Raw genomic sequence first — 21590 nt, 5'->3', positions numbered from 1 at the left:
TGGCTAATTCCTTAAAACTAACATCAGGTCTTGCTCGCCCAAACGTCTCGCAAGCCTATGGTTTGATTGAACACCGGCGCCTCAGCGCTATGGTCATAGCGGTCAGCGACAAAGTAGCCCTCTCGCTCAAACTGGAATCGCGACTCAGGACTGGCAGTCGCGGCACCGGGTTCTAGCAGCGCGCCTTCTGCAACCCGCAGGGAGTCGGGATTCAAAAATTCCATAAAATCCGCTCCACCGCGATCGGGAGCCGGATCGGTGAATAAACGGTCGTAGAGACGAATCGTTGCGGGGACCGCTGATGCTGCCTCAACCCAATGAATGACGCCCTTGGGCTTTACTCCATCCGCGGGATCGTTACCCAAAGTGCCTTCAATAAGATCTGCGATGACTCCTACGATCTCTCCGTCAGCGTTCTTCTCTACATCTACAGCTTCTATGACGTAGGCATTCCGGAGACGCACCCGCTTGCCGAGCACCAAGCGCTTAAACTTCTTGTTCGCCTCTTCCCTGAAGTCCTCAGCATCGATAAACAGGTTTGCAGAAAAAGGCAGGCTCCGCTCGCCCAACTCATCTCTGGACGGATGCGCGGCGGCAGCGATTGGCGCGTGGCCTTCGGGCACATTGCGCAGGGTCAGTTTGAGCGGATTGAGTACGCACATCGCGCGGGGCGCGTTCTGATTCAGGTCATCACGGATCGCGTGCTCAAGCATGGCCACATCCACAACTCCATCGGAGCGCGATGTACCCACCATTTCGCAGAAGTGACGAATCGCTGCCGGCGTGTATCCGCGACGACGCATACCGGCTACCGTTGGCATTCTTGGATCGTCCCAGGAATCTACAATAGCCTCATCTACCAGCTGCTTTAGCTTGCGCTTACTCGTGATGGTATAGCTGGTGTTTAAGCGACCAAACTCAAACTGTCTTGGCTGGCTTTCCACCGGCAGATTGCTGATAAACCACTCGTAAAGCGGCCTGTGGTCCTCAAACTCCAAGGTACAAATGGAATGTGTGACACCCTCGATGGCATCTTCCTGCCCATGGGCAAAATCGTAGGTGGGATATATCGGCCAGGCATCACCGGTTTGATGGTGGTGAGCCTTGCGAATTCGATACAGAATCGGGTCGCGAAGATTCATATTGGGGCTGGCCATGTCGATCTTGGCTCTAAGCACCCGCTCTCCATCGGCGAACTCACCGGCGCGCATTCGCCGCAACAGATCCAGATTCTCTTCCGCAGAGCGATCTCGAAAGGGGCTATTACGGCCGGGTTCTGTAAGCGTACCGCGGTATTCGCGCGCTTCATCAGGACTCAAATCATCGACATAGGCCTTACCTTGCTCTACGAGGTACTCTGCCCAACTGTAGAGCGTCTCAAAATAGCTCGAAGCGAAACGCACGGGACCTTCCCACGTGTATCCTAGCCAGGCCACGTCAGCCTGAATCGACTCGATGAACTCCTGGCTTTCCTTCTCGGGATTGGTATCGTCAAACCGCAGACGGCAAATGCCGTTGAATTCTTCCGCCAATCCAAAGTTCACACTAATGGACTTCGCATGACCAATATGCAGATATCCATTAGGCTCCGGGGGGAAACGCGTGACGATCTTTGGGACCTTCCCTGATCGAAGATCTTCCGCAATGAGCGAGCGCAAAAAGTTGTTACTGGCCGTACCAGATTCCACAATAAGGGCCTCCGCCCGTCAAAAAGCGGCGTAGTATACCGGCAGCGACTGCAGGGCGTCAGCACGGAGAATTGCCAAATCCCGCCCCCTGCTACCTTGTACAGAATAAGTACCGCTATTCAGTAAACAAACGGCATCATAAAAGTAGTCAAGTGGTTCTCACTGTGCTTCAAAACAAGTACCATCGCGCCCCTGCGGTAGACGCCTGCGGCACTGCGCTGCACTGGCTCCCGAAGCATGACAATGAACGCGACTAACGTATCCGAGAGCGAAGCCGAGAACGTACCCGCGAAAAACACATTCGGTAAGCACATCGCCGACCCATACAGAACAAGGATTTTCTATGGTCACCCTCAACACCACTTACGGTCCGATCAAACTCGAACTTAACGCCGAAAAAGCACCGGCCTCGGTAGCGAACTTTCTGATGTACGCTCGCGAGGGACTCTACGACGGGACTATTTTTCACCGCGTCATTGATAACTTCATGATCCAGGGCGGCGGTTTTGACGCTGATATGCAGCAAAAAGAAACGAAAGAGCCCATCGAGAACGAAGCGGATAACGGTCTTAAGAACGATTTCGGCACCGTTGCCATGGCTCGCACCATGGATCCCCACTCAGCGACCGCGCAATTCTTTATTAATGTTAAAGACAACGACTTCCTGAATCACAGCGGCAAAACCATGCAGGGCTGGGGCTACGCAGTGTTTGGAAAGGTGGTTGATGGCGCCGACGTACTGGACAAAATCCGAGCGGTTCCTACGACTTCTCGCGGCGGCCATCAGGATGTTCCTGCAGAGACCGTGATTATCGAATCTGTAGAGATCGACGAAGACGCAACTGCAAGCTAAGCGACAATCACCGCCCCGGGCATGAGTAAACGTTGCTTCTTTATTTCAGACTTGCACCTAGATGAGTCTCGGCCCGATGTGACCCAGGCCCTTGCAGAGTTTCTCGATCAACGACGAGACGCGGCAGCGCTTTACATCCTTGGCGATCTGTTTGAATTCTGGATCGGCGACGACGACGATACCCCCATAGCCAAGGAGGTTATTCGTGTTCTCGCTGATTATCAGCAATCGGGTCCTGCCGTATACATCATGCACGGCAATCGTGACTTTCTCTTGGGCGAACAGTTCGCGTCTGCTGTAGGCGGACAGCTGCTGCCCGACCCCAGCGTTGTGGAGATTGACGGGCAGCGTCTGTTGCTCATGCATGGCGACAGTCTCTGCACCGCCGACGAGGAGTATCAGGCTTTTCGTGCTCTTGCCCGAGACCCCAACTGGCAGGCGAGCGTTCTGACTCAAAACCTGGAGGTACGACGAGAACTGGCGGAGAACCTCCGCAAGACCAGTAAGGATGCAGGTAGTCGCAAAGCCGATGACATCATGGACGTCACCGAGGCTGAAGTGGTTCGCACGATGGACGAGGCCCAGTGCACGACCTTGATACATGGTCATACCCATCGCCCAGCCAAGCATGACGAGGCAGCGGGCACCCGTTGGGTACTGGGAGATTGGGACAAAACCGGCTGGTATATCGAACTTAAAGGTGGCGACCTAAATCTCAATGAATTCGATATAAATCAATAATTTAACGCAAAAAGCTAACGTAAAATAAAAGGTTTTATCTGCAGCCTAAATCGTGGGCATTCCCGAGTGAAACCGAAACTCTCCGTCCACCGCCTGAATCAAATCACGCTCTGCCTCCAGAAGCGCAGTCAGCCTGCTCTCTAGATCCAAAGTCGGCAACAAATCCTTGGCAAGCGTTAGATAGTCTGTGAAGTGGCGCGATTCCGAGCGCAGCAAACTGGCATAAAACTGACCCAGCTCTTCGTCCACGACGGGTATCACCGCGGCAAAACGCTCACAGGAGCGCGCTTCGATGATTGCACCGACTAACAAGGTATCCAGCAGACGATAAGGCTCGTTCTTGTCGACGTGCGCGCGTAAGCCCGCGGCATAACCAGAGGCTGTGAGCTGCGGATACTCGAATCCACGCTTTTCTATGATCGCCAGGACCTGCTCAAAGTGTCGAAGCTCCTCTCGGGCGAGGCGCGACAGCTTATGAAGGAGCGCAGGATGCTCTACATAGCGGTACATCAGGTTAAGCGCGGTGGACGCCGCCTTTTTTTCACAGTTGGCATGATCCACGAGCAGAGTATGGAGATTTTGCGGCGCGCCCGCCGCCGCCACCCACTCTTCGGGTGTATCACACAGCAGAAAGTCACGAATGGGCGACATATCCACACCCGACACCATCATCGCTGTCACGAAATCTGCTCCTCTGTGAATAGATCCGGTACCAAGTGGTAGCGGTCGTAATGAGCACTCGACAAGGCGAAGTACTCCTGATCGATCTGTTCACGCAGCGCCAGTAAGGGCTCATGACGGAATCGTACATCGACCTCAAAACCAAAGGCTGCGGGATCATCGATCTGCCCTGCCCCCGCCTTCAACAAGGCAAACAGCCAGCAATGGGGATCGTGATCGGGATTGTGACGAACCTGCTGAGTCTGTAGCTGCCAGGCCAACAGCGTTGCGTCCACGACCCGCATACGGTTTTGTACGCATTGGGCTAGAAACTGCGCAAGCCGGGCATCCACAATGCGTTTTTGATCCTCGGTGTAGCCGTTCCAGTTGATCACTTCGTGAGCAAAGCGCTTGCACCCCCGGCACACGCTGTCTCCAATGCCTGTAGAGCAGACGCCGATACAGGGCGTTTTGACACGGGGAAGGACTTGCATGATGACTACGGGTTTCCTTTGTTAGCTGCCGGGCGACTAGGTACGAATGTAAGTGGCGCAAGGATAATGGCTCTGGACGCTAGATGCACCGATGATTCATCAGTTACGGCAACCATAGCCAAAACGATCAGTGGGAGTGAATGGCATACCACCTTTGCAGTACTCTCTAACTCCGCTCTCTAACTCCGCTCTCTAATGCCATTTTCTAGATTGCACCCTCCTCTATTCTGCGCAGACATAAAGCCCGTATTAACATTCGTCCGATGAATATCACCCATAAACCTCTGATTTCTGGTGTGATTTGCCCCGCTAGTCTATAATCCGCGCTGCAATTTTAGGGTGCTGAGCGCTGAGAACAGAGTCCGCAGCCCCCTCACAATCGTTATTTATCAAGGAGTTATCAATGCTCGAAGCCTATCGCCAACATGAAGCCGAACGCGCTGCCCAAGGCATCCCTGCCAAACCCCTATCTGCGGAGCAGGTCGCCGGACTCATCGAGTTGATCAAAGCACCCCCAGCCGGTGAAGAAGCATTCCTGTTGTCTCTCCTGTCAGATCGCGTTCCCCCGGGCGTCGACGAAGCCGCCTACGTAAAGGCTGGCTTCTTGTCGGCCATTGCCAAGGGCGAGACCGACTGCGCACTTATCAGCCGGGTCGATGCGGTAAAGCTGCTGGGCAACATGCATGGCGGCTACAACATTGAAACGCTCGTTGCGCTGCTGAGTGATGACGCACTGGCCGCGCAGGCGGCAGAAGAGCTTAAGCACACGCTCTTAATGTTTGAGGCTTTCCATGATGTGGCGGAGCTCGGCAAAAATGGCAACACCCATGCGCAGGGCGTCATGCAGAGCTGGGCCGACGGCGAATGGTTCACCAATCGCGATGACGTGCCCGAGTCCATCAAGGTAGCCGTGTTTAAAGTCACCGGCGAAACCAACACTGATGACCTGTCCCCAGCCCCGGACGCCTGGAGCCGCCCAGACATCCCGCTCCATGCACTAGCCATGTACAAAATGACCCGCGATGGACTGACGCCCGAAGAGCATGGTGTTAAAGGCCCCATCGACAAGGTACAAGAGATTCAATCCAAGGGCTTGCCCGTCGCGTTTGTGGGCGACGTGGTCGGTACCGGCTCATCGCGTAAATCGGCAACCAACTCGGTGTTGTGGTTCTTTGGAGATGACGTCTCTGGCGTACCCAACAAAAAAGGCGGCGGCATCTGTATCGGCGGCAAGGTCGCACCGATCTTTTACAACACCATGGAAGATGCCGGCGCACTGGTGTTTGAAGCACCGGTAGAAAAACTGGGCATGGGCGACGTGATCGAAATCCGTCCTTACGACGGCAAGATCCTCAGCGAGTCCGGCGAGACGCTCTCAGAGTTCGAACTCAAGTCTGATGTATTGCTGGACGAAGTGCGCGCCGGAGGCCGGATTAATCTCATCATCGGTCGTGGCCTGACAGCACGTGCACGGGAAGCAATGGATTTACCCACATCGGATCTGTTCCGCACACCCGAGCAACCCGCCGATACCGGTAAGGGCTACACCCTAGCCCAAAAAATGGTGGGCAAGGCCTGCGGTATGGAGGGCGTACGACCCGGCACCTACTGCGAGCCACTCATGACGACGGTGGGATCTCAGGACACAACCGGCCCCATGACTCGCGACGAGCTCAAGGACCTGGCGTGCCTCGGGTTCTCGGCAGACCTGACCATGCAGAGCTTTTGCCACACGGCGGCGTACCCCAAGCCTGTGGACATCGACACCCAGCACTCCTTGCCAGACTTTATTATGACTCGCGGTGGCGTCAGCCTGCGCCCGGGTGACGGCATCATCCACAGCTGGCTTAACCGCATGCTCCTGCCGGACACTGTCGGTACCGGCGGTGACTCGCATACGCGATTCCCCATGGGAATCTCGTTCCCGGCGGGCTCTGGTCTGGTGGCTTTTGCGGCAGCGACCGGTGTTATGCCATTGGATATGCCCGAGTCCGTGCTGGTGCGCTTTAAGGGCGAGATGCAGCCGGGTATCACATTGCGTGACCTGGTCCATGCGATCCCCTACTACGCGATTCAGGAAGGTCTTCTCACCGTCGACAAAAAAGGCAAGAAGAACATCTTCTCGGGCCGCATTTTGGAAATCGAAGGCCTGAGCGATTTGACCCTGGAACAGGCCTTTGAGCTGTCTGACGCATCCGCCGAGCGTTCCTGCGCCGGCTGCACCGTGGACCTGTCAGAAGAGACCGTCGCGGAATACCTTCGCTCCAACATCACGCTACTGCGCGCCATGGTGTCCGAAGGGTACGGCGATGCCCGCACCCTGGAGCGCCGCGCTAAGAAGATGGAAGAGTGGCTGGAGTCGCCCTCACTCATGCGCGCCGACAAGGACGCCGAATACACCGCCGTGATCGAGATCGATCTTGCGGATGTGAAAGAGCCCATCGTGTGTGCGCCGAACGACCCGGACGATGCGCGGCTGCTGTCAGAGGTAGCTGGCGACTCGGTAGAAGAAGTATTCATTGGTTCGTGCATGACCAACATCGGTCACTTTAGAGCAGCCGGCAAATTGCTGGATCAATTCAAAGGCACCATCAACACTCGCCTTTGGATCGTACCGCCCACGCGCATGGACGAGCACCTGCTCATGGAAGAAGGCTACTACAACATTTTTGGCGCAGCCGGTGCGCGCACCGAGATGCCCGGCTGTAGTCTGTGCATGGGTAATCAGGCGCGGGTTGCCGCGAATTCCACAGTGCTGAGTACGAGTACGCGGAACTTCCCGAACCGCTTAGGCGACGGGGCCAATGTGTATCTGGTGTCGGCAGAGCTGGCCGCCGTGGGATCAATCCTGGGCAAACTGCCCTCGCCTGCTGAGTACATGGAGTACGCCAAGAACCTGGACGCCATGAGCAGCGAGATCTACCGCTATATGAACTTTGACCAGATTGTGGAGTTCCAGAAGCTGGCGGAGGACGGCAAGCGTATTGCTGCGTTGGAGATTAGTGAGGTCGCTTAGCGAACCCATACTCCAAAACAAAGGGGGCTTAGGCCCCCTTTTTGTTGTCACACTCTCGTGGAGACTAGCTACGAGAAAATCTTGCTACCGGCCCAAGGGCCGCGCAGGTACACCGGGCGTAGTTCGCATAAGCTCAAGCTCTCGACTGAACAGGCTCGTATCACTAACTCTGTCTAGAGTGCTCACCAAGGTATCCAGATCTGGCCGGCGCATACGGCAACATTGGAGGTACGCGCTTAAAACCCGAGACAGGCTGCTGCCCTGCTTTTTTAGCGCAGCGTCGATTCGCTCAAAGTACACTGCACCACCCCAGTAAAAGGTCGGATACGACCGCTTTTTTTTCAGGTCGGGCATGTTCTCCGGGAGGCTTACGGCTGTGCCCGCCAGCGCGGCCACCGCCTTTTTCATCTTAAGGTCCCGTCGCCGAAATGCCTCCGCCTCGGTGATTGCACCCGACTCGACCATCACTGAGTACTGCATATAGCTGGCAAAGCCCTCAGCAAACCAGGCGTTTGCAGAGCCAAGATAGGGCAGCAGCAAATGCGAGAACTCATGGGCAGCTGTCCAGTCATCCATGAACGATGCCCGATCAAACTCGGGATTAACATAAAAATACAGCGCCTGTTCGTTGTTCCGCCGGGTGTTTGCCCAGGGCACGGGCTGATCCGCCCCGTCGCGGCGATGCATGTACACGTGCACGTCAAAGGGTAAGGGCGCCACAAAGCTCTCCAAGGCCCTATGCGTATCGGTCAGCCAAGGTACGAGCGCCTTCTGTTCGAGCTCTGTGAAGTCTCCCACCCAGTGCCAAACGATCGCGCCCTGTACGGGCACACTGAGTGACAGCGACGCTAGCGTAACTAGCGCAAAAAGCCGCGCGCAGGTGATTTTGAACTTAGAGAGAAAACTGGATTCCACGTATACGTTTACGCAATTCCCGGCGCAGTCGATTACTGTCCTGTGAATCAACGCCCCGCGAGTAAACCGACAAAGCGAGCGCTCGATACAGGGATCGCAAAGCCTCAGCCTGACGAGGCCATCGCTCTACGGCACGCTCGGTCAGCTGCGCCGGGGTTTCTCCCGGCACTTGCTTGAGCCCACGGCGCCAGAGCGCACGCTGAAAACGCAGTAACTCAGCTTCGAACATGGGTCGCGGTGCGGGTCGGTTACCACTGAACAGAAACAGAGAAACAACCGCCATAGTCAGGACGCCACAGCCAAGAAGCATACCCAGAGAACGGCTGACCGAAATCTCTCCGAGCACGCCGCGCAGTAAGTCAAACTGCGCCTGTCCGTCAAAGCCCGTCACCCAGCTTTGCCAGCGGTAGGTCAAAGCGTCGTAGCGCAACCGCAAGGAGTTCACCCAGTTAACGCCGCGATAGCGCAAGGGAGACAGCGGGGAATCCAATAAGAAGCTGCCTTCCGCAGCCACCGCCCTCTCGAGGCCGTAGAGAATACGTTCCGGCGACACCGCTGCGGTAGGATCAACACGAACCCAACCGCGCCCTTCCAGCCACACTTCATTCCAGGCATGAGCATCAAACTGATGGACAATGACCGTACGATTAACCGGGTTTACCTCCCCTCCGAGGTAGCCCCCAACAATGCGCGTTGGAATTCCCACTGAGCGCATCATCACCGCAAAAGCATAAGCGTAATGCTCACAAAAGCCTCGACGGCTAGTGAACAAAAACTCATCCATCGCATCGTCATCGCCCAATAAAGGCGGCTGCAGCGTGTAAAAAAATGCCTCGTTTCCAAAATAGTCCAGCACCGAATCGACGAACGCTTCGGAAGACTCAGCCTGCTCGTATAGAGTCTGAGCCAGTGAACGGGTCTGGGGGTTCTCCGTAGGAGAAAGCGCTGTCTCGACACCTCTACGCCAATCGCTAATACCCTGATCCATGGAGGCATCCGGCCAGCTCTGTACGGCATACTGATATTCGTTTTCAATAATTACTGGCGAGTACAAGCGGTAATCATTTAGCTCCATTACCCCGGGCTTAGCCGTGCGGGCATAACGCAGGGCAAACAGCCAGTTCTGCTGCGTCGGCTCCATAATGATGCTGTAACGCAGGGGATCGCCCTCGGTAACCACGCTGGGCGCCCGCCGGTCCTTGGCGGGAATCTCAAAATACCGGAGGCTGCGCCAGGTGCCCTCGTCCAGGGCGCTCATTACCACACCACGCCAGTAGAGCTCCGACGCCGGTGGTATGTCCCCTTCGAACTCGGCACGGAATGCCACGTCTGCGGATTGGCTCAGGTTAGACACATCCCCCGGTCGTAGTCGATCACTCATCCCTGTCTGCGCCGTGTGGCTCTTCAGGGGAACAGACCACAGCGGCCCGATACGCGGAAACAAAAAGAACAACACCAGCATCAGCGGCACCGCCTGTACCAGCATCAGCCCCGAAGACTGCAAAGGCTGTAAGTCACGAAGAAGCCCCGCTGGACGATGAACACTGACTAACGCCGTGGTCAAAATCCAAACGAGGACCATTGAGTAGGCGACGATAAGCAGGTCCTGGGTAAACAGAAACTCCGTAAGACAGACGAAATACCCAAGAAAGATAACCACATAAGCATCTTTTCGTGAGCGCATTTCGGTGAGCTTTAAAGCGAAGGCGGTAAGCAGAAACGCCACCATGGGCTCCATACCCAACAAAGAGCCAAAGCTCAGAACAATACCGCCCGCGGCCGCAACGGAAAGAACGACCTTAAGCCATCGTCCCGGCAACTCTACCCGTCCCCGAAACGCCTGTACTCTCCAGGCAAAAGCCAGCAGGTAGACTACCGCCACCCAAATCGGCAGCCTCGGAAGATGGGGAAGTAGCAGTAAAGCCTGCGCGACGATGATCCAAAGCAAAGCCGGACGGGGAAGCTGCTCAGATTGCTTCACGAGGTCACCGAGCCTTCAGTGACCCCAAACAGCGCGAGTGCTCGTAAAGCCGCATCACGCTGCCGATCACCCGACGCGGGCGCAAGTTCAATTCCCGGTATTCGCAAACCGAACTCAAACTCCCGCCGGTGGTAATCAAGTACCCAATGGCAAAGCGCCGACAAACGCCGCTCATTATCGAGACCCGAGAATTGCTCCCATTCAAGCCACCGGGCATCAGCGATCGCACTGGCGTAATCCTTGGTCTGCAGACTCTGCCCTCGGGCCAGACCCTTCCAGTAAACCCTTCGAAGATTATCCCCTGCTCGGTAGTCCCTGATACCGTAAAACTCATCGTCCCCCGCTCCAGATAGCCATCGACCATCGAGGGCGTCGCCGGCCGCGCCCTCAGGCTCTGCAGAAACCGAAGGTGCGGGATACACCAAAGCGCGAAAATCCAGATCTATCCAGGTCCAGCAGCGGAGCAAACCCAGGGGATAAGTACTCTCAATACGCAGACGGTCCGGCCGGTACCAGCCCCGGGTCCCCACAGGGATATGTAAAACGAGATCCTGCGTCTGCGTTGGCGCTATATCGATCTCTTCTGCGGCAACCATCGCCGGACTGGACAACAGTCCGGAAAACAATCGTCGGCGTCTGCGAGCCTCTTTGGCTTCAGGCCATCCTACGACCAACGCATTGTGTCCACGCTTGTTCGTCGAGGAAAAGCGTAAATGGAAGCCGCTTCGCTGTCCCGCGAAGGCGTCATCCGCAGATACGGCGGTAATCGTCAGTCCCGATAGATTTGCGTAGGTGTGCAACACTGCAACGACAAACAAGTTAGCGAGCAAAAAAGTGAGCGCATAGCTCATATTGTTTTGGTAGTTGATGGCTGCAATGAGCATCACGAGCAAGCACAGGGCAAAAAAGAAGCCGGTGCGAGAAGGAAAAATAAATATCTGCCGCTGACTGAGTGTGACGGATCGCGAACGGGGTATCCGTCTATCGAGCCAGCGCGACCAGCGCTGGCTTAGAAACTCAGACCACGTCGACGTCACGCCGCAGTAGCGCCACTAGCGCCATCCCATCACCAGAAAACCCACCGCCGGGTTGCAAGCGGTGCGCTACTACTCCCGGCAACACCGCCTGCACATCATCGGGAAGAACATGGTCCCGATCATCCATGAGCGCCCAGGTCTTGGCCGACCGTAGCAGAGCCAATACGCCTCTAGGCGATAAACCTACCGCGAACTCACCGCCTTGGCGGCTACGGGAAGCGATGCGTTGAACATAATCCAGCAGGGAGTCCGACGCGTGAACATCGTCTACCGCAGCACGAATACCGGCAAGGGCCGATTCGTCAATGCACTGCTTAAGTGTGGGTTTCTGAGTGGCCTCATGCGTGGCCCGAAGCATGAGTCTCTCTGCCTTTGCGTCGGGATAGCCAAGCTCTATACGCATCAGAAATCGATCAAGTTGCGACTCGGGCAGAGGATAGGTACCGGACTGCTCCAGCGGATTTTGTGTGGCAATCACAAAAAAGGGTGTCGGAAGCGCACGGGTATCCCCTTCCAGCGTCACCTGCCCCTCGGCCATGGCCTCAAGCAAAGCACTCTGAGTACGCGGGGTGCTGCGATTTATCTCATCAGCCAGGAGCACCTGGGTGAAAATTGGTCCCGGGTGAAACTCAAAGCTCTGGTCGGCACTGTGATAAATCGACAGACCCAGGATATCGGCAGGGAGTAAATCCGAGGTGAATTGCACGCGTTTATAGGAAAGACCCAGTACCTGCGCCAGGGCATGGGACAAAGTCGTCTTCCCCATTCCCGGCAGGTCCTCTATAAGCAGGTGACCACTGGCCAGCAGGCAACATATGGCTTGACGAAGCTGAGGCTCCTTTCCCAGAAGGACCTTGGCGATCTCCGCAACGGCGGCGTCGACAAGTGCCTTATTACCGGTTGTCATAACGTCCGCCTTTGCGTGAGCGCCGTATCCCGGTGGGGCAAGTATGAACCAGTGTTTATCCGCATTATCGACTTATCCAAGACTATCCAGGCCACGGGCGAGATCAGCCTTTAAGTCTTCGATGTTTTCTAGTCCCACTGCAACGCGGATCAAGTTGTCGGTGATACCCGCCTCCAGGCGCTCTTCTGCAGAAATGCGGCTGTGCGTCGTTGTCGCCGGGTGGACAATGGTTGTTTTAGCATCCCCGAGATTCGCGGTCAGTGACATCAAACGCGTGGCGTCTATAACCTGCCAAGCTTCGGCTTGCGCACCCCGCACTCTGAAGGACAGTACGCCGCCGAAGGCTGACTGCTGTTTTTTCGCAAGCGCATGCCCGGGATGGCTTTCCAGGCCAGCATAGAAAACAGCCTCTACCTGGGGATGTGCTTGCAACCACGTTGCCAACTGCATAGCCGAGGCGCTGTGCGCTTCCATACGCAGCGACAGTGTCTCCAGTCCCTTGAGAAACACCCAGGCGTTAAAGGCGCTCATGGTGGGTCCACAGCTGCGTAAAAACCCCAGAACCTGTTCCATCAGGTGCTGGCTACCCAGAACCGCTCCACCGACACAGCGGCCCTGGCCATCAAGATACTTGGTGGCAGAATGAATAACGATGTCTGCGCCAAAAGCCAGGGGCTGCTGCAGCGCCGGAGAACAAAAGCAGTTATCAACCACTAGTAAGGCCCCCGCTGACTGCGCCAGTGTCGCCATGCTCTGCATGTCAGCGACTTCGCAAAGAGGGTTCGATGGGGTTTCGAGATACAGAAGTTTGGTGTTGTCCTGCATTGCCGCCCGCCAACCATCCACCGGGAGAAGCGGTACGAAGCTGACTTCCACGCCAAAGTTAGCCATGTATTTTGCAAACAGTGTGCGTGTGGTTCCAAAGACATCGCGTGAACACACCACGTGATCGCCCGCTTTCAACAAAGCCATGCAGGTACTCAAGATCGCGGACATACCTGATGCAGTCGCCACGCAAGCTTCCGCGCCCTCTAGAGCAGCAAGTCGATCCTCAAAACCACGCACTGTGGGATTAGTGTAGCGGGAATACACGTTACCGGGATCATCGCCGGCGAAGCGCGCCGCGGCGTGCTCTGCGCTATCAAAAACATAGCTGGAGGTCATGAACAAGGCTTCGCTGTGCTCGCCTTCGGGAGAGCGCGAAATACCACTTCGTACTGCCAGGCTCTGCCAGTGCAGCTCGTCCATTACCGGGTCGTCTCGCTTACTCACAATGCACTCTCGTTATAAATCCCCACACCGTCACCGTCACTTGTTTGGCGACTCTGGCTCTGCGCCTCATCGTTACGTTCCGCATCTAATGCTGCGAGGTAGGCCGCATCCACATCGCCCGTCACGTACTTGCCATCAAACACTGAGCAGTCAAAGGCCTCTATCGTGGAATTACCATCGCGAGAGCAGCCAATCAGTTCATCAAGATCCTGATACACCAGCCAATCGGCATTAATGAGCGCGCTGATCTCCTCGACAGTGCGATCGTGGGCGATGAGCTCACTGGGAGAAGGCATATCAATGCCGTATACGTTAGGGAAGCGCACCGGCGGCGCCGCCGATGCTAGATATACGCGTGCTGCGCCGGCGTCCCGCGCCATCTGAATGATTTCTCGGGAGGTTGTCCCCCGCACGATGGAGTCGTCTACCAGCATAACGTTTTTGCCTTCGAACTCCAGGCGAATGGGATTCAACTTTTGGCGCACAGACTTACGCCGCTGCTGCTGGCCGGGCATGATAAATGTGCGACCAATATAGCGATTCTTTATAAAGGCTTCGCGATACTTGATGCCCAGAGACCCCGCCAAGGATAGCCCCGCCGTACGACTACTATCGGGTATGGGTATCACCACATCGATGTCGTGATCGGGCCGCTCTCGAAGAATCTTGCGAGCAAGCGCTTCGCCCTGACGTGCGCGCGTCTTGTACACCGAGATTTCATCGATGAGGCTATCGGGCCGGGCAAAATACACGTGCTCAAAGATGCAGGGACGAAGCAGCGGTGCTTCGGCACACTGACGCATATGCAGCTGACGGTTAGCGTCGATATAAACCGCCTCACCCGGCGCTACATCACTCAGCAAACGAAAGCCCAATACGTCAAGGGCAACACTCTCCGAAGCCACCATGTACTCTCGCTCGCTCCCTTCACCTCGATAACCGACTACCAGAGGACGAATACCGAAGGGGTCGCGAAACGCGATAACGCCGTAGTTCACTATCATGGCCACGGCAGCGTAGCCGCCTCTGCAGCGCCGGTGAACCTCAGACACAGCGGCAAAAATGTCATCCGGTTCAGGATGCAACTTGCCCCTAGCTTGAAGCTCATAGGCGAATACGTTCAGCAATACCTCCGAGTCCGAATCCGTGTTCAGGTGCCGCATTTCACTTTCGAAGAGTTCCTGACGCAACTCCCGGGAATTAGTGAGATTGCCGTTGTGGGCGAGCGCAATACCGTAGGGAGAGTTCACATAAAACGGCTGGGCATTGGCTGCACCCGCGCTCCCTGCAGTGGGATAGCGAACGTGACCAATGCCAATGCTGCCGTCCAGGCGCTGCATGTGGTTCTGACGAAACACATCTCTTACGAGTCCGACGCTCTTTCGCTGATGAAAACGGTCATCGCTGCAGGTCATAATCCCCGCGGCGTCCTGACCACGATGCTGTAACACGGTCAGCGCATCATAGATCTCGGGAGCTACCCTGCCCTTACCGACAATACCCGTTAAGCCACACACGGCGAAGCATCCCCAAGGTCAGTTGCTGCGCTTTGAATCACGCTCTTAACCACGTTCTGAACAAGCACTAACATCACGCGTTCAGCCCCTTTATCTCTACGTCGCGAAACTCATCGAACAATCGCATACTCCAGGCCAACATCACATCGATATGCGGCATCAACTGAGACTCTGCCAGCAGGCTTTGCTCGCTTTTGGGGACGATCTCCCGCACCACAAAGACCAGTGCCATCACAATAAGAGCGCCGCGTAAGACCCCAAAAACTGAACCCAGAATGCGGTCTAGTACCCCTAAGCCTGTGGCTTTAACAAGGCTTGCGAACAGTTTTGCAGACAGCGAACTTGCTACAAGGGTAAGTACAAACAACAAAGACCACGCCACGATGTACCGGCCAGTGCGATTGGCGATTAGGTCGCCGATCTGATCCGCCACGGTAACCGCAAGGAGGTTGGCGACGATAAAGGCAACAACCCATCCCGCCAAAGAAATGGCCTCGCGGACAAAACCTCTCCACAGACTTAACAAGGCGGACAACGCGATAATCACGACGACCACCCAGTCAAAGCCATTAAACAGACCCAATTGCGGCCAATCAGTCATGGTAAGTACCGAATAATCAGAGACTCAACACGCCAGCTTTTGTCTACAGCATCTTTTACCGGCAGGAGCTCATCTTTGCTGTAACGGGGTCCTACGAGTACACGGTAGAGCACACGATCATCACGGCGCATGCGCTTCACGTAGCCTTTATAACCCGCAGCCACCAATTCATCGCGAAGAGACTCGGCGCGAGCCTTATCCCCCATGGTTGCCACTTGCAGAGAGTAGGCGACGGGCAACCCGTCCTCATCCATTGCCGGCGATTCCAATGCGCTACGCGCGTCGTCCAAATTAGCGACAGGCATAGTTTCCTCTCGCGAGGGCAGACCGGCCGGCTCCGCGTCTAACTCGTCGCTGGCGGGAAGCACAACGTCTGGCGTATCGATGTCCTGCGCAGCCGCCCTCTTCCCCGAACGCATGCCGAGGCTATCAGGCTCTGGTAGCGGCGTGAGATCAACCGGTGGGGCGCTGGGAACCACCACACGCAAGTCTGAACTCTGCTGGGCACCCGGCACAAAAATAATCGGCCAGAAAACCACCGCCAGGGCGACCAGAATGAGCGCGCCCACAAGACGCTGTTTTACTAGATTATCCACCGGTTTTAGGTGCTCATGACGAGGGGCTTGAAAGTTCGATGTCTAAAACGCTCATTATACCCGCAACGCTATGAAAAGAGCCGCAGATCACCAAGCGATCACCAACCTCGCTCCCGGACAACAATTGCTCCCATACAGACTCGGCGGTGAACTCTGCCTGAGGTATCGCTATACCCGCTCCATCGAGGGCTTGCCAAACCTCTTCAGGGTCCGCGGCTCGATCTATTGCTGGAATAGCCAGTGCGCAAACTCCATCCACTGCGATCGCCAGAGCATTGGCCATAGACGTAAGATCTTTGTCTTTCATCAGACCTAGTGCAGCGAAGGTCTTGCCACTCACCTTGTGATCTTGGAGGTACTCCACAAGCGCATTCATAGCCGCGGGATTGTGGGCCACGTCTAGAATCACTTCACGATCTGCAACAAGCAGGGTCTGCCGTCGAGCGGGCACCTGAAGAGTCGCAAGCGTCTCTGCCCCCGTGGAACCGTCAAAGTCAGCACCGAGCAACTCCGCACTCACCTGAAATGCGGCCGCAACATTCGATGGCCTTAATCCGTCAGGAACAGGAACAATCTTTGGCTCGACTTCGTTTTTCAAACGGACCCGCAAACCATCTGCCTGAAACCACTCCCAATCCTTACCCGAACGCAGCGGGGTTGCGCCTATCTCTGCAAGGGTTTGAAAAAGTGTTTCGGGATAGCTGGTCTCTGCAAGAATCACAGGACAGCCTGCCCGTGCTACCGCAGCCTTCTCCGGTGCAATCTTATCTACGCTGTCTCCTAACCAGTGCTGATGATCAAGATCAATGGCCGTAATCACCGCCAGATTTGAATCGACGACGTTTACGGCGTCCAGGCGCCCCCCCAACCCCACTTCCATGACTGCAACATCGACTAGCTCTTCGCGAAAAATCCAGAAAGCTGCCAGCGTAGCAAACTCAAAATAGGTAAGGGTTACTTCCTCCCGAGCCGCATCAATAGCGCTAAAAGCACGAACGATGTAGTCATCACTGACGGGCACGCCATCGACGGCGATACGTTCATTGAAACTCAGGAGATGTGGAGAGGTGTATCGTCCCGTGCGCTTTCTATGGCCGCGCAAAATACACTCAGTACTGTAGACCACGCTGCCCTTACCATTGGTACCGGCAACAGTGATGACCTGTGGGACATAGGGTAGTAACTGCAGGCGCTGGGCAACGATGCGTACCCGCGCCAGCCCTAAGTCGATATCTACGGGATGGAGCTGCTCAAGGTAGCGCAGCCATTCTCCGAGGCTGCGTTCAGGCATCCGACTTTTTGTCGGAAGGCTCCTCATCCGCGCCAGACTCTGGATCGCCCTCAGTGTCAGTTTCCACGTCGGCATCAGCCGCCCGCTCTGATTCATCGGCAACTTCAGCGTCGATCACCGGCGCAGCGTCATCAGCTGCCTCATCTACAGATTCATCGGCAACATCAAGCTGTTCAGCTGAATCTTCGGCGATATCTTCACTTAAAGACTGCTCAGACTCATCGTCTTGAGACTCCTCAGCCGGCTCTTGCGAATCTAAAGCGTCCTGCGCAACGTCACTGTCTGCATCTTCATTGGCGGCATCGTCTGCTTCTGCAGCATCCGCTACCACCTCTGTCTCCGGTGCTACTTTCAACGACTCAAGAGCCGGTACATTCATGAGCTTGGCCAGAATTCGCGCGACAGTGTCGCGCAACTCCAGGCGTGGCACGATCATGTCGATGGCACCGTGTTCCAGCAAAAACTCGCTGCGCTGAAAACCCTTAGGCAACTTTTGGCGAATCGTTTGCTCGATAATATTGGGGCCAGCAAAGCCCGCGCGCGCATCCGGCTCAGCGATATTCAAATCACCCAATAAGGCCAGAGAAGCCGATACACCGCCGTAAATTGGATCCGTGAGCACCGAGACATAAGGAACAGACTCCGTATGCATACGCTCAATCACAGCACTGGTTTTCGCCATCTGCATCAACGAGATCAACGCTTCCTGCATTCGCGCGCCACCGGAGGCGGCAAAACAAACGAGAGGTATACGCTCTTTCAATGCGAGCTGAGCAGCTTGAGAGAATTTCTCTCCGACCGCCTGGCCCATCGATCCACCGTGGAAACCAAATTCAAAGGCGACTGCAACCACAGGCATGCTGTGCAGCGTACCGCGCATCGCCACTAGTGCATCGCGCTCACCCGTAGATTTTTGTGCGGCAGACAATCTCGCGGAATACTTTTTCTTGTCCCGAAAACGAAGGCGGTCGACGGGTTCGATGTCCGTGAACACCTCTTCGCGGCCTTCCTTATCCAGAAAGATATCGAGCCGCTGGCGCGCGCCCAAACGCATGTGATGCTCACACTTGGGGCAGACGTTGGCATTGCGTTCAAGATCCGGGCGATAGAGCACCGCCTCACACTTGATGCACTTGGTCCAGACCCCTTCAGGCACTGTCGCCCGTTTCGTATCATCGGACTTACTGATGCCCGAGGGCAGAATTTTGTCGATCCAGCTCATGGAGCTCTCTCCAGCAGGTGATACCTAGACATTATACGCATCCGCGGGGGCTTACGTTATGTTCTAGAAGCCGTTATCGACGTGTTTGCGGATATCACCGACCATTTGTCTCGCCGCATCCAGCACCTCGGCATCGCTGCCCCCCTCTGCCGCCACGTCAGCCAAGCGCTGAACCAGAGCGGAACCCACGACAACACCGTCGGATACCGCCGCGACCGCGGCCGCTGACGGGCCATCCTTGATGCCGAATCCGACACAAATGGGCAGATCAGTATGGGTGCGTATCTCTGCCACAGACTGCGCCACGGCGTCTCGATCTAGATGACCCGCGCCAGTGACACCCTTCAGAGACACGTAATAAATAAAGCCACTGGCCTCTTCCGCTATTAGGTTCATACGCTCGCTCGGGGTTGTCGGCGCGATAAGAAAAATATTATCCATACCCACGCGACGGAGCTCCTTGTTGAGACCCGAAACTTCCTCAGGCGGAATATCCACCGTCAACAGTGCATCGACGCCACAGGCAAGTGCTCGATCGGCAAATACCCCATGCCCCATATACTCCACAGGATTCGCGTAGCCCATGAGTAATACCGGGGTGGATTGGTTGTGCTCGCGAAACTCAGACATGATCGTAAGTACGCCTCGCAGGCGAACGCCTCGATCCAGGGCCCTCTCATGACCCCGCTGAATCACGGGACCTTCGGCCATGGGATCCGAAAACGGCACCCCAAGCTCGATGATGTCCGCTCCAGATTCAACCAGAGCGAGCATCAAGTCGACGGTGAGCTCAACACTTGGATCTCCTGCCACGATGTAGGGAATCACTGCTTTCCGTTGACGGGACTTTAGATCGGCAAAACAGGCCGCAATTCGACTCATAGCTGACTTAAACCTCAATGCCTTCAAGACGAGCCACGGTGAGAATATCTTTGTCACCGCGACCAGACAGATTCACCACAATATGCTGATCAGGCGTCATGCTTGCCGCTAACCTCTCGGCGTAGGCGAGAGCGTGCGCGGTTTCCAGCGCCGGCATAATGCCTTCGATTTTGGTTGTCTTGTGGAACGCCGCTAGCGCTTCCTCATCGTTAGCAGACACGTAGTTCACGCGGCCAATATCTTTCAACCAGGAATGCTCTGGTCCCACACCCGGGTAATCAAGGCCCGCGGATACCGAGTGGGTATGAGTGATTTGTCCGTCCTCATCCTGCATCAGATAGGTGCGATTACCATGGAGAACACCGGGAGAACCTGCAGACAGAGGCGCAGCGTGCTGACCACTATCGATACCCAATCCTCCCGCTTCTACGCCATACATAGCTACTGACTCATCGTTCAGGAATGGATGAAACAACCCAATAGCATTGGAACCACCGCCAACACAGGCGACAAGTGCATCAGGCAATTTGCCATTTTGAGCAAGGCACTGAGCGCGTGCCTCTCGACCGATTACGCACTGAAAATCGCGCACGAGCATGGGATATGGATGGGGACCGGCTACCGTGCCAATGATGTAAAAAGTGTCGTCTACATTCGTCACCCAATCGCGCATCGCCTCGTTCATAGCGTCCTTGAGAGTGGCTGAACCAGAGGTTACGGGAACGACGGTCGCGCCGAGAAGCTTCATGCGGTACACATTGAGTGACTGCCGCTGAACGTCTTCCGCACCCATAAACACGTGGCACTCAAGACCAAGGCGCGCCGCTATCGTGGCAGTCGCCACGCCGTGCTGCCCAGCACCGGTCTCAGCGATCACGCGGGGCTTACCCATATGCTTGGCTAGCAATGCCTGGCCCACGGTGTTGTTCACCTTGTGTGCACCTGTGTGATTCAGGTCTTCGCGCTTAAAAAAGATCCTCGCGCCGCCAATTTCATCGGACCAGCGGCGAGCTTCATAGAGTGGCGATGGACGTCCGACATAGTGGGCAAGATCGTGATCAAACTCCGCTTGAAAGGCAGCATCTTCAGACAGCTGGCGGTATACGCTCTCCAGCTCAGAAAGCGCAGACATCAGAGTCTCCGCTACGTACTTTCCGCCGTAAGATCCGAATCTCCCATCAGCATCGGGCTGATTCGAAAAACTCAATGGGTTCAGGTCAATAGTCATACCGCTGCATCCTCATGCTTGCGTTTATCAGCTTCGCGCACCGCATTTACAAATGCGCGCATACGCTCCGGGTCTTTAACACCTGGGGCAATTTCTACACCCCCGCTTACATCGACAGCAGGGGGTCCCACCTGCTCGATCGCTTTGTTCACATTGTCTGCGGTAAGCCCGCCGGCCAGTATCCATGGCTTACGAAGCTTCGGAAGCCGGTCCCAGGCGAAGGTATCACCAGTGCCACCCGGTGCATCGGGGCGCCAGGCATCAAACAAAACTGATCGAGCTTCCGAGTGTTCAGTAAGCAAGGCCTCAATATCGACCTGGGGATGCATACTGATTGCCTTGATGTAGGGACGCCCGAACTGCTGACAAAACTCCGCCGACTCGCTCCCGTGAAACTGCAGGCAATCCAGCGGGCAATGATCCAGCACCTGAGCGACTTCATCTGCACTAGCATCAACGAACAGGCCAACGGTAGTTACCAGAGGCTGTACGCCTCTAACAACCTCAAGGGCTTCTGACGCGTTAACCGCGCGCGAGCTCTTTTCGTAAAAAACGAGGCCAATAGCGTCCGCCCCCGCCTCACAGGCCTGCTCCGCCATTACTGCGCTGCGAACGCCACATATCTTGACCCGAGTCATTGCCTTGCTGTGCCTTGATACCGCATTTGGAAAAGCGCGCAATGATAGCAG

18 protein-coding genes and 1 pseudogene are annotated in these 21590 nt (G+C 55.8%); 3 read left to right on the top strand and 16 right to left on the bottom strand.

What is annotated here, in order from left to right; genetic code table 11:
* Nucleotides 1–23 precede the first annotated feature (23 nt).
* On the bottom strand, nucleotides 24–1688 hold the full coding sequence (locus AB8B76_RS03705) for a glutamine--tRNA ligase/YqeY domain fusion protein (protein WP_405270393.1): 1665 nt from the start codon (nucleotides 1686–1688) through the stop codon (nucleotides 24–26).
* Between the two features lie 343 nt (nucleotides 1689–2031).
* On the opposite strand from AB8B76_RS03705, the gene AB8B76_RS03700 reads away from it, so the two are divergent.
* Both AB8B76_RS03700 and AB8B76_RS03695 read left to right on the top strand, forming a co-directional pair.
* Entirely contained in the window at nucleotides 2032–2541 is a 510-nt protein-coding gene (locus AB8B76_RS03700) for a peptidylprolyl isomerase (protein WP_405270392.1), read from the top strand.
* A 21-nt stretch (nucleotides 2542–2562) separates the two neighbouring features.
* Nucleotides 2563–3282 carry a UDP-2,3-diacylglucosamine diphosphatase gene (locus tag AB8B76_RS03695; protein WP_405270390.1) on the top strand — a complete coding sequence of 240 codons (720 nt, stop codon included), beginning with the start codon at nucleotides 2563–2565 and terminating at the stop codon, nucleotides 3280–3282.
* 45 nt (nucleotides 3283–3327) lie between these two features.
* Here AB8B76_RS03695 and AB8B76_RS03690 read toward each other — a convergent pair whose 3' ends face one another.
* Both AB8B76_RS03690 and AB8B76_RS03685 read right to left on the bottom strand, forming a co-directional pair.
* A complete protein-coding gene (locus AB8B76_RS03690) occupies nucleotides 3328–3954 on the bottom strand; it encodes a tRNA-(ms[2]io[6]A)-hydroxylase (RefSeq protein WP_405270412.1) in 627 nt (208 codons plus the stop codon).
* Nucleotides 3955–3959: 5 nt separating this feature from the next.
* The gene (locus tag AB8B76_RS03685; protein WP_405270388.1) at nucleotides 3960–4436 is read right to left on the bottom strand and encodes a DUF1289 domain-containing protein; all 477 of its coding nucleotides are present in this window, start codon (nucleotides 4434–4436) and stop codon (nucleotides 3960–3962) included.
* A 403-nt stretch (nucleotides 4437–4839) separates the two neighbouring features.
* On the opposite strand from AB8B76_RS03685, the gene acnB reads away from it, so the two are divergent.
* A complete protein-coding gene (acnB, locus tag AB8B76_RS03680; protein WP_405270386.1) occupies nucleotides 4840–7452 on the top strand; it encodes a bifunctional aconitate hydratase 2/2-methylisocitrate dehydratase in 2613 nt (870 codons plus the stop codon).
* A gap of 84 nt (nucleotides 7453–7536) precedes the next feature.
* Here acnB and AB8B76_RS03675 read toward each other — a convergent pair whose 3' ends face one another.
* The 13 genes and pseudogenes from AB8B76_RS03675 to AB8B76_RS03615 all read right to left on the bottom strand — a co-directional run bounded on the left by AB8B76_RS03675 (nucleotide 7537) and on the right by AB8B76_RS03615 (nucleotide 21539).
* Nucleotides 7537–8367 carry a hypothetical protein gene (locus tag AB8B76_RS03675; RefSeq protein ID WP_405270384.1) on the bottom strand — a complete coding sequence of 277 codons (831 nt, stop codon included), beginning with the start codon at nucleotides 8365–8367 and terminating at the stop codon, nucleotides 7537–7539.
* Nucleotides 8345–10348, bottom strand: a complete 2004-nt coding sequence (locus AB8B76_RS03670) for a DUF3488 and DUF4129 domain-containing transglutaminase family protein (protein WP_405270383.1) — start codon at nucleotides 10346–10348, stop codon at nucleotides 8345–8347. The genes AB8B76_RS03675 and AB8B76_RS03670 overlap by 23 nt, the downstream gene beginning before the upstream one ends.
* Nucleotides 10345–11385 carry a DUF58 domain-containing protein gene (locus tag AB8B76_RS03665; protein ID WP_405270381.1) on the bottom strand — a complete coding sequence of 347 codons (1041 nt, stop codon included), beginning with the start codon at nucleotides 11383–11385 and terminating at the stop codon, nucleotides 10345–10347. The genes AB8B76_RS03670 and AB8B76_RS03665 overlap by 4 nt, the downstream gene beginning before the upstream one ends.
* Nucleotides 11366–12292 carry an AAA family ATPase gene (locus tag AB8B76_RS03660; RefSeq protein WP_405270379.1) on the bottom strand — a complete coding sequence of 309 codons (927 nt, stop codon included), beginning with the start codon at nucleotides 12290–12292 and terminating at the stop codon, nucleotides 11366–11368. The genes AB8B76_RS03665 and AB8B76_RS03660 overlap by 20 nt, the downstream gene beginning before the upstream one ends.
* A gap of 72 nt (nucleotides 12293–12364) precedes the next feature.
* On the bottom strand, nucleotides 12365–13540 hold the full coding sequence (locus AB8B76_RS03655; protein WP_405270410.1) for an O-succinylhomoserine sulfhydrylase: 1176 nt from the start codon (nucleotides 13538–13540) through the stop codon (nucleotides 12365–12367).
* Between the two features lie 20 nt (nucleotides 13541–13560).
* Nucleotides 13561–15081: an amidophosphoribosyltransferase gene (gene purF / locus AB8B76_RS03650; protein WP_405270377.1), complete on the bottom strand. Its 1521-nt coding sequence runs from the start codon at nucleotides 15079–15081 to the stop codon at nucleotides 13561–13563.
* A gap of 73 nt (nucleotides 15082–15154) precedes the next feature.
* Complete coding sequence (locus tag AB8B76_RS03645; protein WP_405270375.1) at nucleotides 15155–15682, bottom strand: CvpA family protein; 528 nt, start codon at nucleotides 15680–15682, stop codon at nucleotides 15155–15157.
* Nucleotides 15679–16278 carry an SPOR domain-containing protein gene (locus AB8B76_RS03640; RefSeq protein ID WP_405270373.1) on the bottom strand — a complete coding sequence of 200 codons (600 nt, stop codon included), beginning with the start codon at nucleotides 16276–16278 and terminating at the stop codon, nucleotides 15679–15681. Before AB8B76_RS03640 ends, AB8B76_RS03645 begins: the two co-directional genes overlap by 4 nt.
* Nucleotides 16279–16291: 13 nt before the next feature.
* Nucleotides 16292–17569 carry a bifunctional folylpolyglutamate synthase/dihydrofolate synthase gene (locus AB8B76_RS03635; protein ID WP_405270371.1) on the bottom strand — a complete coding sequence of 426 codons (1278 nt, stop codon included), beginning with the start codon at nucleotides 17567–17569 and terminating at the stop codon, nucleotides 16292–16294.
* A 361-nt stretch (nucleotides 17570–17930) separates the two neighbouring features.
* Nucleotides 17931–18791, bottom strand: a pseudogene (gene accD / locus AB8B76_RS03630) (acetyl-CoA carboxylase, carboxyltransferase subunit beta); the annotation flags it as partial.
* 63 nt (nucleotides 18792–18854) lie between these two features.
* Nucleotides 18855–19673, bottom strand: coding sequence for a tryptophan synthase subunit alpha (trpA, locus tag AB8B76_RS03625; RefSeq protein WP_405270369.1), 819 nt, complete (start codon nucleotides 19671–19673; stop codon nucleotides 18855–18857).
* Between the two features lie 7 nt (nucleotides 19674–19680).
* Nucleotides 19681–20901, bottom strand: coding sequence for a tryptophan synthase subunit beta (gene trpB, locus AB8B76_RS03620; RefSeq protein WP_405270367.1), 1221 nt, complete (start codon nucleotides 20899–20901; stop codon nucleotides 19681–19683).
* Nucleotides 20898–21539: a phosphoribosylanthranilate isomerase gene (locus tag AB8B76_RS03615; protein WP_405270365.1), complete on the bottom strand. Its 642-nt coding sequence runs from the start codon at nucleotides 21537–21539 to the stop codon at nucleotides 20898–20900. Before AB8B76_RS03615 ends, trpB begins: the two co-directional genes overlap by 4 nt.
* Nucleotides 21540–21590: the final 51 nt, after the last annotated feature.

The sequence above is a fragment of the Congregibacter sp. genome (genome assembly GCF_045107095.1).
Lineage (GTDB): Bacteria > Pseudomonadota > Gammaproteobacteria > Pseudomonadales > Halieaceae > Congregibacter.
Note: the sequence above shows the minus strand (reverse complement) of the source record. Positions and strands in the feature narration are given on the sequence as shown.

What these genes read in the sequence shown, in the direction of transcription:
- AB8B76_RS03700 (WP_405270392.1), top strand. Translation starts at nt 2,032, where the DNA reads ATGGTCACCCTCAACACCACTTACGGTCCGATCAAACTCGAACTTAAC.
- AB8B76_RS03695 (WP_405270390.1), top strand. Translation starts at nt 2,563, where the DNA reads ATGAGTAAACGTTGCTTCTTTATTTCAGACTTGCACCTAGATGAGTCT.
- AB8B76_RS03690 (WP_405270412.1), bottom strand. Translation starts at nt 3,954, where the DNA reads ATGATGGTGTCGGGTGTGGATATGTCGCCCATTCGTGACTTTCTGCTG.
- AB8B76_RS03685 (WP_405270388.1), bottom strand. Translation starts at nt 4,436, where the DNA reads ATGCAAGTCCTTCCCCGTGTCAAAACGCCCTGTATCGGCGTCTGCTCT.
- acnB (WP_405270386.1), top strand. Translation starts at nt 4,840, where the DNA reads ATGCTCGAAGCCTATCGCCAACATGAAGCCGAACGCGCTGCCCAAGGC.
- AB8B76_RS03660 (WP_405270379.1), bottom strand. Translation starts at nt 12,292, where the DNA reads ATGACAACCGGTAATAAGGCACTTGTCGACGCCGCCGTTGCGGAGATC.
- AB8B76_RS03655 (WP_405270410.1), bottom strand. Translation starts at nt 13,540, where the DNA reads ATGGACGAGCTGCACTGGCAGAGCCTGGCAGTACGAAGTGGTATTTCG.
- AB8B76_RS03645 (WP_405270375.1), bottom strand. Translation starts at nt 15,682, where the DNA reads ATGACTGATTGGCCGCAATTGGGTCTGTTTAATGGCTTTGACTGGGTG.
- AB8B76_RS03635 (WP_405270371.1), bottom strand. Translation starts at nt 17,569, where the DNA reads ATGCCTGAACGCAGCCTCGGAGAATGGCTGCGCTACCTTGAGCAGCTC.
- trpA (WP_405270369.1), bottom strand. Translation starts at nt 19,673, where the DNA reads ATGAGTCGAATTGCGGCCTGTTTTGCCGATCTAAAGTCCCGTCAACGG.
- trpB (WP_405270367.1), bottom strand. Translation starts at nt 20,901, where the DNA reads ATGACTATTGACCTGAACCCATTGAGTTTTTCGAATCAGCCCGATGCT.
- AB8B76_RS03615 (WP_405270365.1), bottom strand. Translation starts at nt 21,539, where the DNA reads ATGACTCGGGTCAAGATATGTGGCGTTCGCAGCGCAGTAATGGCGGAG.